Origin of the sequence: Nocardia sp. BSTN01, assembly GCF_015354405.1 — a bacterium.
Classification (GTDB): domain Bacteria; phylum Actinomycetota; class Actinomycetes; order Mycobacteriales; family Mycobacteriaceae; genus Nocardia.
In genome coordinates this window covers 29,061-44,179 of sequence record NZ_JADKYP010000026.1, presented here as the reverse complement: position 1 = coordinate 44,179, position 15,119 = coordinate 29,061, and the positions used below count along the sequence as shown (strand labels likewise).

The window sequence follows — 15,119 nt, the reverse complement described above, 5'->3', positions numbered from 1 at the left end:
TCGGAAGTCCGGGCGAGCGCGCCCGGTGCGAAGCAGTAGGGACTCGACGTGATCTGTCCGTGCACCGGCGTTCGAGCTGCATTCCGGCGCGGCGCTACCGTTGAATCGAGTAGTCGAGGACGGAACTTGTTGGAGTCGATTCTGATGACAATGTCGGCAACGCCGTATCACCATGGTGATCTGCCCAATGCGCTGGTGCGGGCGGCGGTGGAGATTTTGGAGGAGGGTGGCTCTGCGGAGCTGTCACTCCGTGGGGCGGCACGGCGCGCGGGTGTTTCCACCGCGGCGCCGTACCGCCATTTCGCCGATCGCGATGCGTTGCTGTCCGCCGTCGCCGCGGTCGGGTACCGCGACCTGGTCGACCATCTGGTGGCGGTGCATCCGAGCCCGGTGTCTCCCGCAGGTCTCGGCGACGTCGCGGTCGCTTATGTTCAGTTCGCGTTGACGCGGCCGGGAATGTTCCGGGTGATGTTCACCGAATCCTGCGATCCGACCGATCGAGACCGGGTCGACGCGGTGGCGGCCATCCACGACTATGTGGAATCGCTGGTGCGAGAAGCATTTCCGGATGCGGACCCGGAACCGACCGCGACCGCGATGTGGGCGCTGGTGCACGGCTTGGCGATGCTGCATCTGGACGGAAAGTTCGACACGTCATCGACGGAGGCCGTCGCTGCTCGGGTTCGCGCCGCCGTGTCGGCGGTGCTCGGCCTGTCGTGATGCTCGGCCTGTCGTGATGCTCGGCCTGTCGTGATGCTCGGCCTGCTCGATCATGCCGGCTGCGGGGCGGGTACGCGGGCGGTGCGAATCAATCCCTTCCGGTCGTAGAAGGCGGTCACCAGGACACCGGACACGAGCCCGATGGCGAGTCCGGCGATGGTCATCCAGAGCCCGCGTTCCAGCCCTGCCGAGGCACTGCCGTCGAAGAACATCAGCGAGCGAACGGCCAGGTAGACCTGACGCATCGGCTCGAACAAGGCCAGCCGTTCGAAAACCCGTGGCGTTGCCTCGATCGGGAGTGTCCCACCCGCCGACGGCATTCCGAGGATGACGAACAACACGAGGTTGATCAGGATTCCCACCGAACCCACGGCGGCCATGATCGTCAATGCGGTGACGCCGACCGCGGTCATCGCGAATGCGCTGTAGAGGAACAACTCGAACGGCCGGTCCATGTGTACGCCCAATGCCGCGGCGATACCGATCAGGGCGCCCGCGCTCAGTGTCGCTGCCGCGGCCATGACGCCCCACTTGATCAGCAAGGTGCGCAGGCGTGAGATCGGTGCGGCGGGCGCGTGGCTGAAGAACGGGCCGAATTCGGTCGGCGCGAAGCCCAGGAACGAGTCGATGAGCCCCTGCACGGTCATCGCGCCGGTCATACCGCCGAGCAGGACGGTCAGCGCGAAGAAGAAGGCGGTCAGGCCCTTGCCGGATCCGTCGGGCATACCGTGATAGGCCTCGACGACCGGCTGGACGGGCTCGTTCAAGGTCAGCCGGGTCGCCGCGCTGAGCTGGGTGGCCGGGCCCAGTTGCTGTTGCACCCGGTCCACGAGTTCGGGTCCCAGGGCGGTGTTGACGGCCGTCACCGTCTGATTCGCGAACGTGGTGGACAGCGAGGTGGCGAACGGGCCCAGGCGCGGATTGGTCTGCATGGTGATCGTCGGTCGCTGCAGATCTCCCGGCAGGACGGAACCGGCACCGAGATTGCCGAGGCGCTTCGTGAAATCGGCGGGAATGATCAAGGCGCCGTAGACCTTACCGTCCTGCATCAGCTGCTGGGCTTCGTTGATGCCGACCACGCGAAGGTCGAATCGTTCGGGTGAGGTGTGCGTGGTCACGGCGTCGAGAACCTGGCGGCCGTAGTTCACGTGTGCGCCCGATCCCGCGATGGTGTCACCGACATCGCTGTCGACGATCGCGATCGGATAGTGGTGCAGGTTCTGGTCGGGTTTTGCGACATAGGCGAGGTACATGAGCCCGAGCAGGGATACGAACACCGTCACCACGACAGCCGGTGTGATCCATCGCAAACCTATCGAGCGCGGCGGGGCCGGCGCGGATTCGGTGTGGTCGGGACGGTCGCTCATCTGATGCTCCTGGTCACGGTTCTCGATAGGGGTCGCTGTGCAATGGAAACGACGATCCTCCGTTCGAACCCGCGAATCGAGGTCGGAACGCCACTGATTCGTCTTCCGGAGGTGCATAGTGTTCAGATGGATCGGGAGTGGCCGCGTCCGTCGGACCGGGTGGCCGGGATCTGGCGGCGCGCCGCCGAGGTGGCGTTCACCTCGGGGGAGACATGGTTCGGACCCGGTGCCGAAACGCTGACCGGCGAGCAGTTGCGCCCGATCGCCGAGGACCCCGCGCTGGCCGAGGCGGTATGGCGCGGGAACGTGGCCGTGCTGCGGCAATGGGCGGTGCACAACATGCAGCACCCGGGCCGGCGGGTGCCCGCCGACGTGCCACCGCAACTGCTGGCCAGTGCGCGGGACATGGCCCGCCGCGGCCTGGACAGGTCGGTTCTCAATGCCTATCGCACCGGTCAGAGTCTGGTGTGGCGGCGCTGGATGCAGACCTGCTTTTCGCTGGCATCCGAGCCTGCCGACCTGCCGGAGCTGCTGGATCTGTCGGCGCAATCGATCAGCACCTACGTCGACGATATCGCCGACGCCGTCGGTGTGGCGATGGACAGCGAGCGGCGCGCCCTGACGCGAGGTACGCATGCCGAGCGGCTGGCCGCCGCGACGCTGATCCTCGAAGGGACGGCCATCACCACCGCGCGAGCGGAAACCCAACTCGGTTACCGGTTGACGGGTCCCCATACGGCCGCGATCGTCTGGGATGTGTCGGCCGAGGCGGCCGGGCAGCTGGACGCGGCTGCCGAGGCGCTGACCCGGCACACGGGCGTACTCAACCGGCTCACGGTCATCGCGAGTGCCAACGCGCTGTGGGTCTGGTTGCCGACCGCAGCCGCGGTCGACACCGCGGTGCTGACGTCGGACATCGCGCAGTACGAAGCCATCCGCATCGCCATCGGGCGGCCGGGCCGGGGTGTCGACGGATTCCGGCGCAGTCACCTCGAGGCGGCGAACACCCAGCAGATGCTGGCACGCCTGACCTCGCCGCAGCAGGTGGCCCGCTACGACGACATCGCGGTGGTCGCACTGATGACGCGGGACCCGGCGTCGGCCGACGAGTTCGTTCAGGAGACGCTGGGCGAGTTGCTGACCGCGGATCTGGAAACGCTGACGATTCTTCGGGTCTACATCCAGCAGCTCTGCAACACCTCACGCACGGCGCAGCGGTTGTACATCCACCGCAACACGATCATCCGGCGCCTGGCTCGCGCCGACGAATTACTGCCGAAGCCGTTGGCGGACAACATCGTTGCGGTCGCCGCCGCGCTGGAGGTGTTGCATTGGCGGGAGCCCGCCCGCCGGGACGCCGGTGCGCACAACCGAGGTCGCCCCGGCTAACGGCCGACCCTGATGTTAGCGGCGTTTATTTACTAGGCTATGTTAGCGCCGTCTACATGGGATCGAGCGATGAGGAGACGACATGTTCGCGGTGGCACTCGACGGATTCGGCGGACCGGAGGTCATGAAGTGGCGCCAGGTCGACGACCTGCCCGCGCCCGGCCCCGGGGAAGTGGCGGTGGATGTCGTGGCGGCGGGCGTCAACCGTGCCGACGTCATGCAGCGCTGGGGCGTGTACCCGCCGCCGCCGGGTGCGAGCGAAATTCTGGGCCTGGAGGTTTCCGGCGTTGTCGCCGAGGTCGGTGCCGGTGTGCAGGACTGGCGGCCCGGTGACGCCGTGTGTGCGCTGCTGCCGGGCGGTGGTTACGCCGAACGCGTGAACGTGCCCATTACGCGCGTGCTCCCGGTGCCGGAGGGCGTCGGCCTCGTCGAGGCCGCGGCACTGCCGGAGGCGGCCGCGACCGTCTGGTCGAACATCGTCACGGTCGGTGGGCTCCGTGAGGGACAGACGTTGCTGATCCACGGTGGCGGCAGTGGGATCGGCACGCATGCGATCCAGGTGGGCCGCGCGCTCGGCGCCCGCGTCGCGGTGACGGCCGGCTCGCAGTTCAAACTCGACCGCTGCCGCGATCTCGGCGCGAATACGCTGATCAACTATCGGGAACAGGATTTCGTGTCGGTCGTGACCGACGAATACGGCGGCGCCGATGTGATTCTCGACATCATGGGCGCCGGGTACCTGGCCCGCAATGTCGACGCTCTGGCGGAAGATGGTGACCTGACGATCATCGGATTGCAGGGCGGTGCCGTCGCGGAGGTGAATCTCGGTGTGCTGCTGGGTAAGCGCGGCTCGATCCACGTCACCAATCTGCGCCGCCGCCCGGAGACCGGTCCCGGTTCGAAAGGCGAGATCGTGGGCGAGTTGCGCCGCGAACTGTGGCCGCTGATCGCCGCCGGCGCGGTCGCGCCGGTCGTCTCCGCGACGATTCCGATCGCCGACGTCGCACAGGCGCACCCGCTGCTCGATTCGGCCGAGACCGTCGGCAAAGTGCTGCTCACCGTCCGTGAACCCTGACGATCGTGCCGGGTGGGTCCGCCCGCGCCCGTGCTGATCCCCGGCAGTGACGGCACCTCGAGGGGGGCGCGGCGTGGCCACCGGCAGCGCCGGGTCGGTACCGCGGTCGGCGTTCGCCATGCCTGCGGTGGTGCGGGCGGCGTCGATGTCGCTGTCGAGGCTGGTGACCCAGTTCGGGCAGCCGCGACCGTGGGGCCGAAAACCCGGGCGATCTCGGTGCTGACCGGACGCGACGTGTGCGGTACTTCGACGCGTGCTCATCCGGCTACCGCATCGCAACCTTGCCTGTCGACCGATCCCGACTCCGGTGATCGCTCGTCGGCGCGACTCCGGGTCCGTGTGGAGCCCGCTGATTCGAGGCCGTTGACAGCAATGTTATTAACGCTTACATTTGGGTTATGACTGAGGCTACCTGGACTTCGGCGGATCTACCCAGCTTCGCGCATCGCACCGTTGTCGTCACCGGAGCAAACAGTGGGCTCGGGCTGGTGGCCGCACGCCACCTCGCAGGAGTCGGTGCGCACGTCGTCCTGGCCGTCCGTGACCCGTCGCGGGGAAGGCAGGCTGCGGCGACCATTACCGGCGAGACCGAAGTGCGGGTCCTCGATCTCGCCGATCTGTCTTCGATTCGCAGATTCGCCGACGAGTGGACCGGGGAGATAGATGTCCTGGTCAACAATGCCGGCGTGATGAACGTGCCGGAGGGGCGCACCGCGGACGGATTCGAAACCCAGTTCGGCACCAACCATCTCGGTACCTTCGCGCTCACCAATCTGCTACTCCCGCATATCACCGATCGAGTCGTCACAATGTCGTCGGTGATGCATCGCTCCGGCACGATCGACCTCGACGACCTGAACTGGCAGCGCCGCCGCTACAGCCGGACCGCCGCATACAATCAGTCCAAACTGGCCAATCTGCTGTTCTCGCTGGAACTGCAGCGGCGGCTCACGCGGGCGGGGTCCGCTGTTCGTTCCCTGGCGGCGCATCCCGGGTACGCCGCCACGAATCTGCAAACCCGAACGGGCAACGCCATTTTCGATCTGTTCGGCCGAATCGGTAACCGGCTGCTCGCCCAGCCGGCGGAAGCCGGTGCGTGGCCCGTGTTGTTCGCCGCCAGCCAGGACCTCCCCGGTGGAAGTTATGTCGGCCCCGATCGGTTTCTCGAATACCGGGGTCATCCGGCCCTCGCCGGCCGCACCGCCGCGGCGAGTGATCTCGGACTGGCGCACACGCTCTGGGAGGCTTCCGAAGAACTGACCGGCGTCCGATTCGGGCTGACCGGCGCCCCGGGGGTTGTGCGGCGACCGGAGGCCGCGCCGGAGTAGCGCACGATTCGCCGCCGCCCCGTCGGGGGCAACTCGATTGGCGAATCTCACCAACGCGTACACCAATCCGTCGTTGATGCATGCGCGGCTGTGGCTTGCCCTGTTCCTGTCCGTTTCCGCGCCGGTCGCCAACGCGGTGGCCGCTCGGTGCCGGTCATTGTGGTGCTGTGCTGCGGCGTCACGGTGTTATCGACGGGGCAGGGGGTGCGCCTGGAAGAAGTCCCAGATGACCATGTTGGCGTCGATCGTGGTTGTGGTGGCGCCGACCATCGCGGCGGGATAGACGGGCGAGGTGCTGCCGGGCCAAGTGTGCCCGCCGCCGGCGACGGTGTACAGCCGGACCTCCGCAGCGGTCGGGCAGCGGTAGCTGGTGACGGTGATATCGCTGCCGATCTGTTGCTGGGCCGGTGTGGCGGCGCAGCCGTTGCGGGTGGCCCAGGCGGCGGCTTGGTCGGGGATGGGCTGCGGCTGGAACGGCAGCGGCCCGTCGAGGGTCGGCAGCAGTGCGCCGGTGGGGCCCATGCCGCCGTGGTAGGAGACGAACGGATCTTCGGTGCCGTGGAACGCGATGGTCGGCATCGGCCGCGCCGGGATGCACCATGGGTAGTTCTGTAGCCCGGCGACCGGGGCGACGGCAGCGATTCGATCGGCAAGCCGGCAGGCCAACGAGGAGGTCATGGCCGCGCCCAGTGACAGCCCGGTCACGTAGATCCGGCGCTGATCCACGCACGCAGTGGTCTCGATGTGGGTGAGCAATTCCGACAGGTAGGCGATGTCGGGACTACCGGGGCCAGGGTCCCAGCGGGGAAATCCGGGCTGGTCGAGTTCGGGGGTGATGGTGGCGAAGCCGTGCTCGAGGCCGAAGCGGCCGATGCCCGTGCCGGAGTGTTCGATCATCGCCGGTTCGAGATAGCCGTGCAGGTCGACAACCAGCGGCGCCGGGCGCCCGGCGGGCAAGTCCGGGATGTCACGGATGTAGACGCCGGACTTGCCGCTGCCGGTGAACCTTTCGATCGACGTGCCCGGCGGCGCTGCGGCGGGGCCGCATCCAGCCGACGCCACCGTGTCGGCCGCGGGTACGGGCGTTGGTTCGGCCTGCGCAACGGGAAGCCCGCACAGTGTGAACGCCGTCGATGCGGCGGCGCAGAGGGTGGCCAGACTGCGGAACATACGGTCTTTCCTTTTCCGGGAACGCGGTTACCATGTGATGCGCAACACTAGCCGAATGGCTAGGTCGCGTAAAGAGGTGGCCACGCTGGGCTGCCGCACATGTTCGACCTTGGAGTGTGTATGTCCACCAGTTCCATCGCCCCGCGCATCCCGGGTGCCGAGCCCGACACCGGACGGCTGGAGGGAGCGTCGCGGTTACGCGTCTACACGGTGCTTGCGGTGATCGTGCTCTACACCGAGATGGCGCCGCTGCAGTACATCATGATCGCGCCGGCGCTGCAGAAAATCAGTGCGTCGTTTCCCGGAGTCGGCGCCAACCTCAGCTGGGTCATCATCGTGCTCGGTCTGATCGGAGCGGCAGCCACACCGCTTTTGGGCAAGATGAGCGACATCTGGGGCAAGAAACGGCTTTTCGTCATCAGTGGACTGTTTTTCGTCGCGGGGTGCCTGATCGACGCGGTGACCGACAACTGGACCTGGTTTCTGATCGGACGAGGCCTGCAGGCGTTCGCCATCTCCACCCAGATCATCTCCTACGGTTTGATTCGGGATCTACTGCCGCGCAAGTACGTTCCGATCGGCTTGGGTCTGACCGGTGCTGGACTGGGGTTCTCCGGGATCCTCGGCCCGGTGATCGGCGGATTGCTTGTCGACCATTACGACTGGCGTGCGATGTTCTGGTTCCTGGCGCTCTTCGTGATCGTACTGACCCCCATCGTCATGCTGGTGGTGCCGGAGTCGAAACTGCGTGTCAAAGATCGCTTCGACCCGATAGGTGCGCTGTTGTTGGCGGCCGGTGTGCTGTTCACCCTGCTGTACCTGGACAAAGGGCAGGACTGGGGGTGGGGGCGGCCCAGCGCGTGGGCATGGCTGGTTGCCGGGCTGGTCCTGCTGGCCGGGTTTTTCATCATCGAGCAGCGAGTGCGCAGGCCGATCATGGACATGAAGCTGCTCCTGCATCCGCGGGTCAGCATGGTGCTGCTGATCGCGTTGTTCGGCGTGTTCATCCTCGCCGTCCAGTCGTACGCACTCGGCTACATGACGCAAACCCCTAGCGCCGATCAGCTGAAAGATGTTGTGGCGCAGGGTGTTGTCGAGCAGGCTCACCAGGTCGCGGGCGTGAACATCCCCACGTCGATCGTGCATGTGGTGCTGGATCCGGGCTACAGCTACGGCAGTGGGTTCACCCTGTTGCAGTATGCGCTGCACCTCGGTATTTGGAGCGGCGCGGTGAGCCTGATCTTCGGACCGCTCGGCGGATACCTCGCCCGCCGTGTCGGCCCGCGGACTCCCACCCTCATCGCCCTGGCCGTCATGGCTGCCGTCGGCGTCGGCTACGCGGTCGCGATCCCCTCCTACAGTTGGCCGCTGTTTCTCATTTTGAGCGTGGGTTTCGGGATCGGGTTCGGATTCTTCTATGCGGCCCTTCCGAACCTGATCGTCGAGGCCGTCCCCGACGAACAGCAAGGCATCAGTGTCGGAATGCTCGGTGTCACCCTCAACATCGGAACCGCGATCGGCCTGGCGGTTGTCACCGCGCTGCTCAACAACGCACCGCTCACCGCGCGCATCGACGTCATGGGCCACACTACGGTGCAGACGATTCCTCAGGTGTTCACAGACCGCGGCTACATCCTCGGATTCTGGTTCGTCACCGCCACGACGCTCATCGCGTTGGTCCTGGCCGTGTTCATGCGCCATGGCCGCACTCCGGCAACCGGCGGCGCCGACAGCTCGCAGGACTCGCACTGTGCCGCGCCGGCCGATAACCCGGCACAGTAATCGCTTGCCGTGGTCAGCGTCTGCGCAGTGCGATGGGCATGGCTCGCCATGACTTCGCCGGGCGGAGGGCCGCAGAAAGTGTTGTCTCGCAAGGGTTCCAGCACTCCACGGCGTGACGGCACGTTCGTCCGTACCTATTGCGCTCTTCTAGCCGTTCGGCTAGCCTTCGATCTAGTCGATCGGCTAGATTCGCAGCGTGGACCTGCCGGTCGCGTGACCACCTCGACGACGCCGTGAATCACTGCGGCGGCCGCGGCCTGGGTGGATGGCCCCTCATCCCTTCCACCCAGGCACGGTGGTTCCGTGCGCACGCCATCCCTGCTGCCCCAGGTGGTGTCCCCGAAAGGAATGATGGTGACTGGCAATCGATTCGACGCACAGGGCGTGAGTTCCAGCCTGTCCTCCGTGGCATTTCGGCCGAGCCGTAGAGGCCTATCCCGGCGTACGGTGCTGGCCGGCGCCGGTGCGGCCGCGATCGGAGCGGGGTTCAGTGTGCTGCCTACCCCGCGGGTGCGGGCCCAGGTGACCGAGGATCGCCGTCGGGTGGTCGTGATCGGCAGTGGGTTCGGAGGCGGGGTCGCCGCGGCGCGGCTGGCGCGCGCGGGGGTGGAAACGCTGGTCCTCGAACGCGGACTGCGCTGGAGGACCGGCCCGAATGCCGAGACGTTCTCGCATGTGATGACCCCGGACAAGCGGTCGACATTCCTCGCCGACACCACCGCAGCAGGGGTGCCCGCGACCTTCGAGAAGTTCCCGGGAATCCTCGAACGGGTGCGGGGGGAGGGGATGGACATCATGTGCGCGGCCGGGGTCGGGGGCGGGTCGCTGAACTATCACGGCATGACCCTGCAGCCGACAGAGGCCAACTTCACTCGCGACATCCCCGGCGTGGACTACGCACCGATGCGCGATATCTACTATCGCCGGGTGGCGCAGGTGCTGCGCCCGGCACCGTTACCCGACGATCTGTGGAACTCGCCGTCCTATCAGGGGACCCGGCTGTTCGCCGAGATGGTCGGTGCCGCCGGACTGGAGCACTTCCGGGTGCCGCTGCCGATCGACTGGGAGTTCGCGCGCATGGAGCTGCGCGGGCAGGCCAAGCCCAGCTACACCAACAGCGACCTGTCCTACGGGGTGAACAACGGCGGCAAACGCACAGTCGATGTCACCTACGTCAAGGCCGCGGAGGGTACCGGCCGGGTCACGGTGGAGACCCTGCACATCGTCCGTGACGTCGAACGCCGCGCCGACGGGCGGTGGTTGCTGCACACCGACCGCATCGACACCACCGGCGCGGTGGTCGAGCGTAAGCAGATCATGGCCGACGCCGTCTTCTTGGCGGCCGGCTCGGCGGGCACGACGCGGCTGCTGTGCAAGGCCAAAGCCAAGAATCTCATCGGGGACCTACCCGACGCCACCGGGCAGGGGTGGGGCAGCAACGGCGACCGCATATATCTCGTGCGTGCACCCCACGGCAGTTGGGGTGCGCAGCAGGGCGGTCCGGCGTGTGTCGGGGTGAAGTTCTGGGACGACCCGGCCGGGCCGTTCACGATCGCCATCGGACCGGCACCCTTCCCGGTCGACCTCGACCTCATGTCCATGGTGGGATTCGGATCGGTCGACGCCAAAGGCGAGTTCGTGTTCGACCCCGCGCTGGACGACGCGATCCTGCACTGGAAACCCGATTACAGCGCCGATCTCACCAGTCGCATCCGCGCCACAATCGGCCGCATCGTCGGCCCCGACCCCGGCGGCGCCGTCATCGACACCGGTGTCACCGACACTTCCACCTGGCATCCTCTCGGGGGCGCGGTGATGGGGGCGGTGTGTGACACGTACGGCCGGGTCAGCGGCCAGCGCGGGCTCTACGTTGTCGACGGTGCCCTGATCCCCGGCAATACCGGTGCCTGCAACCCGTCGATGACCATCGCCGCCCTCGCCGAGCGCTGTCTCGACGACATCCTCGCCAAAGACCTCGGAACCGTCTTCTGACCCAGCCCATCGACATGCCGGGCCGACTGCATCGCCCGCTATCCAGCAGAACGACCGGCCGATCTCGTACCGGGCGTCGAAGCTTTCGCGGGACGCGTACTTCGGTGCGCATTCGCGTGAGGAGTTGAAAAACATGAGAAGAACAGATGGCGAGCTGATCCTCGTCTGGACGGTGCCGGTCGTGGCGATCGTGTGGATATCTGCATTCTTCCTTTTTCCGGGATTCGTCCATCCGATGTCCCCGGCGATGTCGGCCGACGAGGTGGCGGCGTTCTATCGTGACCCTGGAAACGTGCCGCGTATCCGCTACAGCATGATCTTGTTCAATTGGTTTTGCGTGGGCCTGGTGCCGATCCTGATGGTGCTCGCGGTGCAGATGCGGCGCATGGCGCACCGCACGCCGATTTTCTCCTATTGCGTAATCGGCTGCGCCGCAGGCGGACCCACGCTGTTTCTGACCGCGAATCTGTTCTGGATCATCGCCGCGTTCCGGCCCGACCGTGACCCGGAGCTGACCCGCATGTTCAACGATTTGGCGTGGGTGACGTTCACCGCGGGAGTGCCGTTTCTCATCGCGCAGAGCGTGTTCGTGGCGATCGCGATCTACACCGACCGCCAGCCGCGTCCGGTGTTTCGCCGATGGGTGGCGCATTTCAACCTCGTTGTCGCGGCAGCATTGGTGCCGGCGGCGTTCACCGCGCTGGCCCACAGCGGACCCTTCGCGTGGAACGGTGTGCTGTCGTTCTGGGTCAAGAACATCGCGATCACCGCCTGGATTGCCGTCATGACCGCCGTGCTCGTCCGCGCCGTCTCCCGTCGGCGCGGCGACGACACCGCACCCGCGGAGACCACGGCGGAAGGACTCGCTTCGGCGGTACCCGGGGACGAGGCGACGGTATGAGCATCGAGGCCCAGCCGGGAGCGGCACCACCGTCTGTGCCCGTCACCGCGTCGCTGGTCGGCCGCTTCGTGTGGCACTGCCGTCATAATCCCAAGCGCGAGTTGTGGTTTGCGTGGTGGACGATGGTCGCGTTCTACAACGTGTTCGCGGCCGTCTTCTTCGTCATGACCCGCACGCAGCCGCCGCCGAGTCCCGCCCGCGACGCAGTGGGAGTAGCGGCCTGGTTCAACGGCACCCGCAACGGCGTGCTCGTCGGGTTCGCGATCATGTTCGCGCTCACCGGTATGACCGCGCCGTGCAACGCGCTGATCGCGTACTCGATGACTCGAATGTCGGTCAGCCGCGCCTTCGCCTACTCCTACCTGGTGTTGTATTCGCTGAGCGCGGTGCCCGGCATGCTGCTGCTGTGCATTGTGCTGACCGTCGGGGCGATGCGCCCCGACCGGGACCCGGCTTTGCTGGCCGGCCTGTACGACACCGCGTTCCTGACGTTCGTGGCGACCATGGGCGTATTCCTGATCGGGTCGCTGGTGTGGATGCTGGCGATCCTGCTCGACCGTAACCGGGTGTTTCCGAAGTGGTTCGCCTACCTGAATCTGTGCAACGCGCTCACCGAGGTCGTCGTCGCCCCCGCCTGCCTGTTCCATCGCGGTGTATTCGCCTGGAACGGCCTGATTGCGTGGTGGATCAACATGGTCGTCTTCGGCATCTACACCGGCGCCTTCATCCACCTGCTCCGCACTCTGATCCGGCGCGAGGACTTCGGCAGCGGGCCGCTGCCCGACCTGGTGGCACAGGAAAAATCCGCAACGACCAATCCGGTGAGGACGTCATGACCGCCGAATCCACCGACAACGGTTCCCGGTCATCGCAGGTCGCCGGCGGTGACTCCACCGCCGGCGAGAACGGCACGCATGCCGGGCTCGTGCCGGGGCAGCCGGACATGTGGGCGTTCGTGGCCTTCGAAACGCTGGTTTTCACCGCCTACTTCTCGGTGTATCTGTTCTGCAGAGCGCAGAATCCGCAGCTGTACCTGCGTTCGCAAGCCGAGCTCGGCCTGACGACAGGCGTGCTCAACACCGTTGTGCTACTGACCAGTTCGTGGTCGGTCGCTCGCTGTGTGCACGCTGCCCGCGCCGGCCGGTACTCCACCGCGATGGCCGGCGCGGCGGCCACAATCGGACTGGGGCTGGTATTCCTCGCGTTGAAGGTGTTCGAGTGGGTGCGCCAAATCCAGGCCGGGAACACCGTCGCCTCGACCGATTTCTTCTCCCACTACTACTTCCTGACCTCGATCCACTGCGTGCACCTGCTCATCGGGTTCGTCGCTATGGGGGTGGTGATGTATCAGCTCTACAGCCCCGCTCGCCGCTCCCAGAAGATCGTGGAAACGGCCGCCACGTACTGGCACACCGTCGACGTGTTGTGGGTGCTCATCTTCGCCCTGCTCTATATCGTGAGGTGACTCGTGGATCTCGGATCGAAACTCCGCCTGCCGGCGACATGGCTGGTGCTGACTGTGCTGACGTTGGTTTATCTGGTCCTCGACGACTCCGTCGACCGCGACCATGTGGTGCTTCCCAGTACTGCGGTCACCGTCACCGCGATCGTTATCGCCCTGGTCAAAGTGCGCCTCATCGCCCGCCAGTTCATGGACGTTCGCCGGGCCCCCGTCCTGCTGGGGCGGCTCACCGATGCTTGGATCGCGATTGTCGCCGTATGTCTGATCGGCAGCCAACTACTCGGCACCTGGCTGGCTGCGGCATAGGCGAGTGCGACGATATGGCGCTCTGTCGCCGGCTTTTGCGGGAGTGAACTGGTCAGGCCGATGGTATTGCCGGGCGTGAGCGAGCTGTCAGCGCGCAGCGAAGCTTCCACTGCCCGGGCACGGTGAAGGGGTCCAGCCCGGTGAGACTGGCGATACGTTTGAGTCGATACTCGACGGTGTTGGCATGGATGCCGAGGCGTCGGGCTATGGCCCGGCGGCCATAGGTGCCGCACAGATGAAGCCGCAAGGTGAGCATCAGATGCGGAGCGCCGTCGAGCGGATCGAGTACGCCGGCGAGCTGGTCGCGGGCGGGACCGGGACGGGTGAGCTGATACTCCGCGGCAAGATCGCGGAAACGGTGCAGTGTGCCCGGCTGGCCCAGCAATACCGCGATCTCCAGTAGGTCGTGTGCGCGGCAGGCGGCGTCGGCAAGCTCCGGCCGTGCCGCCGAGACGGTCGCCGCCGTGAGCGGTACCCGCGCCGCCGCCGACAGGTCCTCGAGAAGCCGGTCCAGTACCGACTCCTCGAGGGGTTCCGGTACCAAAATCGTCCCGTCGGAACCGGACAGGCGAGACAATCCGGCGGATCCGCAGCGGCGCGCCAATTCCATCTCGATCCGCGTTGCGACGCGCGTTCCCGACGCGTGCGGCTCGCCATAACCGGGGAGCGCCACGGCGATCACTGCGTATCTCGGCGCGAGTACTACCGCGCACTCGCGAGCCAATGCGGTCCCGTCGTCTCCGGTGAGCAGAGCCGACACCAAGCGCGAACGCGACGGAAGGCAACTGTGTTTCTCGGTCAGATACGCCTTCGACACGGTCGCCAGGACAGCGGTGAGCCGGGCGGTGAATACGGCGAACTCCCGCTCCTCGACGTCTTGGGCCCCGGCGCCAGGTCGCTTGGGGTAGTTCAGACTCTTACCCAACTGTTCGTGGACCCACTCCAGCGGGACTCCAGCTCTCGCCCACCGCGCCGCGGCCGCTTCGAGTCGGCCGGTTCTGTCGTGCACCGGCGTCCCGGCCACCAGCGCCTCCGCCAGCTCCTGGCATGCCCGCACTACCGCGTGATCGACACCGCCGGAAGTGGTGACAACTGTTGCGCTCATCGGCTCTCCACCACCTCGAAGAAGCATCGGATCACGGGGCACCGGCAGCCATGGTCGGCGACAACACTGAAGGATCGGGGGTTTCTTTCCGCGCACAACCACGACGAATCGCGCACGGATAAGTCAAATATGTTGCATGGCAGAAGATTCTGGCGCAGCAGGCGCGATCGACGCTGATGCCGCCGCCCGGCACGGGCGTCTCGCTCCATGGGATTCGATCACTGGGAATTTCCCTTCGCCGGACGGCAGCCGGCTGGCAACGTGACGCAACCCGCGACCAATCGTCGTGTGCGCATAATGCCAACCTCGGTGCCCTCTGCCATCGCATCCCTCGTCCGGGCAGGCTCACCCCGCGGCGCGCCTACGAGACCATCATCTAGCCGATCGGCTAGGACCTGATTGAATATAGCCGATCGACTAGGTCGCCACAAGGGCCGGGCGGTCGGCACGTGATCGAGCCCTGCGGGCAGAGTTGCCGGTCCACATGTGTCGAGCCGCCGCCGACGAGAGCCATCCGGCGGA

The 15,119-nt window shown here is 66.4% G+C and carries 13 protein-coding genes; 10 read left to right on the top strand and 3 right to left on the bottom strand.

Features of this window, described 5'->3' with window-relative positions:
* Positions 1-144 precede the first annotated feature (144 nt).
* Positions 145-720 (top strand): TetR/AcrR family transcriptional regulator, encoded by a 576-nt coding sequence (locus IRT45_RS21045; protein ID WP_194807548.1) that lies wholly within the window; start codon positions 145-147, stop codon positions 718-720.
* A 50-nt stretch (positions 721-770) separates the two neighbouring features.
* On the opposite strand, the gene IRT45_RS21040 is transcribed toward IRT45_RS21045, so the two are convergent.
* Positions 771-2,087, bottom strand: a complete 1,317-nt coding sequence (locus tag IRT45_RS21040) for a YhgE/Pip domain-containing protein (protein ID WP_194807547.1) — start codon at positions 2,085-2,087, stop codon at positions 771-773.
* Positions 2,088-2,213: 126 nt separating this feature from the next.
* Here IRT45_RS21040 and IRT45_RS21035 point away from each other — a divergent pair, with 126 nt between their 5' ends.
* From IRT45_RS21035 to IRT45_RS21025, 3 genes are all read left to right on the top strand, one after another.
* Entirely contained in the window at positions 2,214-3,476 is a 1,263-nt protein-coding gene (locus IRT45_RS21035; RefSeq protein ID WP_194807546.1) for a CdaR family transcriptional regulator, read from the top strand.
* An 82-nt stretch (positions 3,477-3,558) separates the two neighbouring features.
* Positions 3,559-4,551, top strand: coding sequence for an NAD(P)H-quinone oxidoreductase (locus tag IRT45_RS21030; protein ID WP_194807545.1), 993 nt, complete (start codon positions 3,559-3,561; stop codon positions 4,549-4,551).
* A gap of 398 nt (positions 4,552-4,949) precedes the next feature.
* Entirely contained in the window at positions 4,950-5,879 is a 930-nt protein-coding gene (locus tag IRT45_RS21025; protein ID WP_194807544.1) for an oxidoreductase, read from the top strand.
* 186 nt (positions 5,880-6,065) lie between these two features.
* Here the strand turns inward: IRT45_RS21025 and IRT45_RS21020 are convergent, their stop codons facing one another.
* Positions 6,066-7,049 (bottom strand): PHB depolymerase family esterase, encoded by a 984-nt coding sequence (locus IRT45_RS21020; RefSeq protein ID WP_194807543.1) that lies wholly within the window; start codon positions 7,047-7,049, stop codon positions 6,066-6,068.
* Between the two features lie 99 nt (positions 7,050-7,148).
* Between IRT45_RS21020 and IRT45_RS21015 the strand changes: the two genes are divergently transcribed.
* The 6 genes from IRT45_RS21015 to IRT45_RS20990 all read left to right on the top strand — a co-directional run bounded on the left by IRT45_RS21015 (position 7,149) and on the right by IRT45_RS20990 (position 13,492).
* Complete coding sequence (locus IRT45_RS21015) at positions 7,149-8,831, top strand: MFS transporter (RefSeq protein WP_309241078.1); 1,683 nt, start codon at positions 7,149-7,151, stop codon at positions 8,829-8,831.
* Positions 8,832-9,236: 405 nt separating this feature from the next.
* Positions 9,237-10,823 carry a GMC oxidoreductase gene (locus IRT45_RS21010; RefSeq protein ID WP_309241079.1) on the top strand — a complete coding sequence of 529 codons (1,587 nt, stop codon included), beginning with the start codon at positions 9,237-9,239 and terminating at the stop codon, positions 10,821-10,823.
* Between the two features lie 133 nt (positions 10,824-10,956).
* A complete protein-coding gene (locus IRT45_RS21005) occupies positions 10,957-11,724 on the top strand; it encodes a hypothetical protein (protein ID WP_194807541.1) in 768 nt (255 codons plus the stop codon).
* Positions 11,721-12,560, top strand: a complete 840-nt coding sequence (locus tag IRT45_RS21000) for a hypothetical protein (protein ID WP_228534703.1) — start codon at positions 11,721-11,723, stop codon at positions 12,558-12,560. Before IRT45_RS21005 ends, IRT45_RS21000 begins: the two co-directional genes overlap by 4 nt.
* 107 nt (positions 12,561-12,667) lie before the next feature.
* Complete coding sequence (locus IRT45_RS20995) at positions 12,668-13,189, top strand: cytochrome c oxidase subunit 3 (protein WP_228534715.1); 522 nt, start codon at positions 12,668-12,670, stop codon at positions 13,187-13,189.
* 3 nt (positions 13,190-13,192) lie between these two features.
* Positions 13,193-13,492, top strand: a complete 300-nt coding sequence (locus tag IRT45_RS20990) for a cytochrome C oxidase subunit IV family protein (RefSeq protein WP_194807539.1) — start codon at positions 13,193-13,195, stop codon at positions 13,490-13,492.
* 52 nt (positions 13,493-13,544) lie between these two features.
* On the opposite strand, the gene IRT45_RS20985 is transcribed toward IRT45_RS20990, so the two are convergent.
* Complete coding sequence (locus IRT45_RS20985) at positions 13,545-14,597, bottom strand: CdaR family transcriptional regulator (RefSeq protein WP_194807538.1); 1,053 nt, start codon at positions 14,595-14,597, stop codon at positions 13,545-13,547.
* Positions 14,598-15,119 lie beyond the last annotated feature (522 nt).